Genomic DNA, 5863 nt, shown 5'->3' with positions numbered 1-5863 from the left:
GTGATTTCAGTCCAGGCCATCTGATCCTCCGTCGTCTTCGCAAACCACAGAGAATCATAAGCCACTGAAATCACTCAACTTAATTTTCGGTTGGGCTCTGACGCCTTTTTGGCCTTCGCTCGCCGGGAAGACACCACAAAATTCCTGGATCGAATACTTCATATTCGGAAATAAAATAGTGCCTGGATGGCGACGGCATGTTGTTGATTTCGCTAGTTATTTCCAATCTGCAGTCCTGATCACGTAACCAGCTCCTCTGGTTCCTTTACTGAACTTCTGCTTTTTGTTCACGAAGTATTTAAGGGATGCAAGGGCCAGGAACATGGGTGGGTATTTTTTCCGGTGCAGGCGTTGCCGTGCGGTGCTGTTGGGAGCGGTGCTGGCGCAGGGCACCGCGTCGGCGGCGTATGCAGCCGATGGGTTGCCCACGGGCGGTCATTTCACGGCCGGCACCGGTTCGATTGCTGGGGACGGTAGCGCACTTGCGGTCAGTCAGTCGAGCAACACCGGCATTATCGACTGGAATTCCTTTTCAATCGGTTCGGGGCGCAGCGTTGCCATCGATAATGGCTCCGGGGCAACCCTCAATCGCGTAACCGGTTCGGACCTGTCGCGCATCGATGGGTTGTTCAGCGCCACGGGGTCCGCCTATCTCATCAACCGCAACGGCATCGTTGTCGGTCCCGGTGGTCAGGTCATCACTGGTGGTTCCTTCGTCGGCTCCACGCGCGACATTTCCAATGAGGATTTCTTGAACGGCGGCGCCGGCCGGGTCTCCGGAACGTCGTCGGGCGATGTCGTTAATCAGGGCACCATTCGCGCGGAAGGCGGCGACGCGGTGCTCATCGGCCGCAGCGTCTCGAACAGTGGCAGCATCGACGCGCCTTCGGGCACAGCCGCCATGGCCGCGGGCAATGATGTCATTTTGCAGCCAGTGGGGGGCGACAGGCGAATCTACATTCAGGGCAGCGCGGGTGACGGCAACGTCACGAATGACGGCGCGGTTGCGGCAGCCCAGGCCGAACTCGCCGCCGCCGGCGGCAATGTCTATGCGCTGGCAGGCAACACCGACGGGGTGATCCGCGCCACAGGAAGCGCAACGAAAGATGGGCGCATCCTGCTCACCGCCGGTGGGGATATCTCGGTGGCCGGCAAGCTCGCCGCCACCGATGCGGATGGCTCGGGCGGTGCGGTGTCGGTACGCGGCGCCAATATCGACATGTCGGGCGACGTCGATGCCTCGGCGGCAAAGCCGGGCCAGAACGGCGGCGATGTGTCCGTCATAGCAACGGGCACGACGGATTTCTCCGGCTCGATCAAGGCGGAAGGCGGAGCGGGTGCGAAGGGCGGTGAGGTCGAAACATCGGGCGAACACCTGAATGTTGCCGACAGCGCCCGTGTTTCCACGCTGGCCGAGGGCGGGCAATCCGGCACCTGGCTTCTCGATCCCAACGACTTCACCATCGCAACGTCGGGCGGCGACATTACGGGCGCCACGCTGTCGACGAATCTCGCCGGCGGCAATGTCGCCATTTCCAGCAATGACGGAGCGACCTCGGGGAATGGCGACATCTTCGTCAACGACGCCGTCACCTGGAGTGCCAACACGACGCTGACGCTCAATGCGGTGCGCAATATCGAGATCAATGACGGTATCGCGGCGAGCGGCGCCGGCGCGGGGCTGGTCCTCACCTATGGCGGCGGTTACAGCTTCGCCGACGGCGGCACGGTAACGCTGTCGGGCGCGGGCGCCGGCCTCAGCATGGGCGGCAATACCTATACGCTCGTTCACAATGCCAACGACCTTCAGGCGATCACCGGCAGCGGCTATTACGCTCTTGCCGACAATATCGACGCGAGCGGAACCGCTTCATGGGACAGCGGCGCGGGCTTTGCCCCGATCAATGGCTTTTCCGGTGTCCTCGCCGGGCTCAACCACGCGATCGACGGCCTGACGATCGATCGTTCGAGCGATGCCGCGGTCGGGATGTTCGCCTCGACCAGCGGTGGGTTCCGGGACTTCACCCTGTCCAACGTCTCGATCGTGAGCGGTGGGAGCGTCGGAGCCCTGGCCTATCGGCTCGACGGGGGGAGCGGCGTCAGCAATGTCCATGTCACCGGCAACGTCACCTCCCTTGGCGGTGGTGGCCAGGTCGGCGGCCTGGTCGGCTGGGTCGATCAGTCTTCGATTTCCGACAGTTCCTCGACGGCTACGGTCACCGGCTTCGGCGAGGTCGGCGGCCTGGTCGGGCGCCTGCGCGCTGGCAGCATCACCAATTCCTACGCGACGGGCGTGGTCACCGGCACCACCGACTATGTCGGCGGTCTGGTCGGCGGCACCTACCAGGGCGGCACGCTGACCAACGTCTATGCCAGCGGCAATGTGACGGGCACGACCAATGTCGGGGGGCTGGTCGGCGGTGCCTCCTTTGCCGGAGGGGTGACGGCCAACAACGCCTATTGGGATGTCGATTCAACGGGGCAGAGCACGAGTTTTGCTGGCACCGGCATCAATAATGCGGATGCTTTCACGGCGACCACCTATTCGGGCTTCGACTTCACCGATACCTGGGTGATGCTCGCGGGCGAAACGCGGCCGATGCTGCGAAACGAATACGCCACGACGATCTTCACCCCTCACGCCCTGCAACTGATGTCGCAGGACCTGGGCGCGGACTACAAGCTCGGCACCAACCTCGACATGACGAGCGGCTTCACGGCCAGCGGCGGTACTTACGGCGATGTCTGGGGAACGGCGGGCTTCGTGCCGGTCGGAACCTTCTTGGGCAGTTTCGACGGCCAAAGCCACACGATCACCGACCTGACCATCAATCGCGGCTCGACGGACCAAGTCGGCCTGTTCAGCCTCCTGTCGGGCACCGTCTCCGACGTCGGCCTGATAGGCGGCAGCATCACCGGTGGCGGGGAGAGCGGCACACTGGTCGGCGTTGTCAATGCCTCGGGCAGCGTGACGCGCGCCTATTCGACCGCCGCGATCTCCGCCAACGGCAATTTCGCGGGCGGCCTGATCGGACACAATTTCGGCACGGTCTCGCTGTCCTGTGCCGGCGGGCCGGTGACCAGCACGGCCTCCTCCGCCGGTGGCCTCGTGGGCGTGAATGACGGGACGATTTCGGATTCCTATGCCACAGGAGCGGTTAGCGCCACCACCTATGCCGGCGGCTTCGCCGGCGGCAACCGCGGCACGCTCGAACACGTCTATTCCACCGGACTCGTGTCGGGCGGCGGCAGTAACGGCGGACTGACGCCCTACAACGTCGGCACCATCACTGAAAGCTATTGGGACACCCAGACCTCCGGGACGACCAGCGGCTATGGCACGGCCCTGACTACGGCTCAGCTTCAAGGCACGTTCCCGACCGGCTTCTCGAGCGCCGTATGGGGTACCGGGGCCAACCTCTATCCCTATTTCAATTGGCAATATGCGACGACGCCCGTTGCCGTCTCCGGCAAGGCCTACAGCGACAGCGGCACGACGGCATTCGCCGGCGCCAATGTCAGCGCGCTTTCCGATGGCCGCCTGCTCGGTAGCGCGACCACGGGGGCCAACGGCTATTACTACATTCTCGCCGCTCCCGGCTCGATCGATGCCGCTGGTGCGCTCGCCTATCTCGACGGCGAGAGCACGAAGGCCGGCGCCTTCAGCGACAAGGTCGCAGCGGCCGGCATATCCAATCTCGATATCTACGGCACGTCGCTCGACCTGATCGCCAGCAGCAGCACGCTGGGCGGAACGCTCACCAACCTGAACACCACGCTCGCCGGCTACTCCGATACGGACGTTGACTTCTTCAATCCGTCATCGACCAAGGTCACCTATGACGGTTACGATCTCTATCTGCATGCCGACCAGGCCTACGCGATCGACGGAAATCTCACCTCGGGCGGAGCGCTCTCGCTCGGCGGCAGCGGCACCTACAGCGTCAGCGGCGACCGGACTCTCAAGGCGGACGGCGACCTGACGATCGCCAGCGCGTTCGCATGGTCCGATGCGTCGGCCCTGACGCTACAGACGATCAACGCTGGCGACATCCAGCTCGACGCGGGGATCAGCGCATCCAGCGGTTCGCTGACCCTCGACGGCAGCGGTTCGATCGCTACCGGCGCATCCACTGCCGTGGACGTTGCTCTCTTCGATCTCGCTTCCGGCGCGTGGAACCAGGTCGGCGCCAGCCTCCCGTCGTTCAGCGCCAAAGATTTCCGTCTGAGCAGCGGCTCCACCTTCGTGCGCGCGCTCGGTGGGAACGGCGTCGCTGGTACGCCCTACCAGATCGCCGATGTCTACGGCCTGCAGGGCATGGCGTCGCAGAGTCTGCTTGGCAAGTCCTTCGTACTCGCAAGCGACATCGATGCCTCAGGCACGTCTGGCTGGAATAGCGGCGCGGGCTTCGATCCCATAGGCGACGACAGCAACCCCTTTACCGGAGGTTTCGATGGCCAGAACCATACGATCACGGGTCTGACCATCGATCGGGCGACGACGGATTATGTCGGCCTCTTCGGGTATACGGGCAGCAACGTCACGCTCAAGGATGTCGTGCTCGATGGTATCGACATCACCGGTCAAAAATATGTTGGCGGGGTCATTGGCTCTTTCACCGGAAACACGAGCCTCCTCACCAATGTGTCGACAAGCGGCCAGGTCGGCGGTGAAGCCTATGTCGGCGGTCTCGTGGGTAACAATGCGAGCGGCACGATCAGCTATTCGGCAGCTGACGTCGATGTCACGGCGACGGGCAGCGATATCTATAATAATGGGTCGCTTTACGCGATGGCCGGCGGCGTCGCGGGCGCGAATACCGGCACGATCCTTCAATCGCATGCAAGTGGAACCGTGAGCGGTTCCGGGAACAACACGGGCGGCTTCGTCGGTATCAACTCTGGCGCGTCTGCGACGATTGTGGATTCCTATGCGACCGGCAAGGTCGAGGTCTTGTCCGGCGGCAGTGTCGGTGGTCTTGCCGGCGTCAATGTTGGCACCGTCACGCGCAGCTATGCGACGGGTGATGTATCCGGTGTCTCGAATGTTGGCGGTCTCGTGGGGATCAACGCCAATGGGGCTGCAATTACGACGGCCTTTGCCACGGGCGCGGTGTCGGGCAGCGCCAACCTTGGCGGCCTTGTCGGCCTCAATACGCAAGCCGTGATTTCCACCACCTATGCGACAGGGTCGGTAACGGGCGGCAGCGGTGTCGGCGGGCTCATCGGTAACAATTATCTGGGCAACACCTATGGCAATACGGTCGCCAACAGCTACGCCACCGGTGCTGTGCATGGCAGCTCGGCGGTTGCCGGGCTGATTGGTTCAAATTACCTCTTGCCGAATGCGTCCGGCTCGGTGACGGCGAGCTTCTGGAATACGGAAACCACCGGTCAATCGAACGGCGTCACCGGCACCGCGGTGGCCGGTGCGATCGGCGTGGATACTGCTGGCCTGAAGACGCTTTCGACTTTCACCGATGTCGGTTGGAACATCGATGGCCAGGGTGGCACGAGCTCGATCTGGCGTATCTATGAAGGGCAGACGGCTCCCCTCATTCGTTACTTCATGACTGGCCTCACCGTGACCGGCGGCGCGGGTACGAAGACATATGACGGCAGCGCAGTGAGCGCGGATGTCGGGACGCTTGCCTACAATCCTTCCGGATATGATTCTTCGCTCGTTCTGGGGACGGCCCAATACACCGCCTCCAGCGCGAATGCGGGCAGTTATTCCGGCTCTGACCTCTCGCTTGACGGACTTTATTCGTCACAGCTCGGTTACGACATAAGCTTCGTGTCCGGCTCGCTGACGGTGGGCAAGGCCTCGCTGGAGGTGACCGCCAAGAACGACAGCAAGACC

1 protein-coding gene is annotated in these 5863 nt (G+C 62.9%); it reads left to right on the top strand.

All coding sequences use genetic code 11. The features are described from left to right. Positions 1-361 precede the first annotated feature (361 nt). Positions 362-5863 (top strand): GLUG motif-containing protein (locus CMI59_RS16480; protein WP_293329322.1); only part of this gene is annotated, 5502 nt, incomplete at its 3' end.

Origin of the sequence: Parvibaculum sp. (assembly GCF_002684405.1) — a bacterium.
Classification (GTDB): Bacteria; Pseudomonadota; Alphaproteobacteria; order Parvibaculales; family Parvibaculaceae; genus Parvibaculum.
The sequence above is the reverse complement of the archived record's forward strand: the minus strand, read 5'-3'. Positions and strand labels throughout refer to the sequence as shown.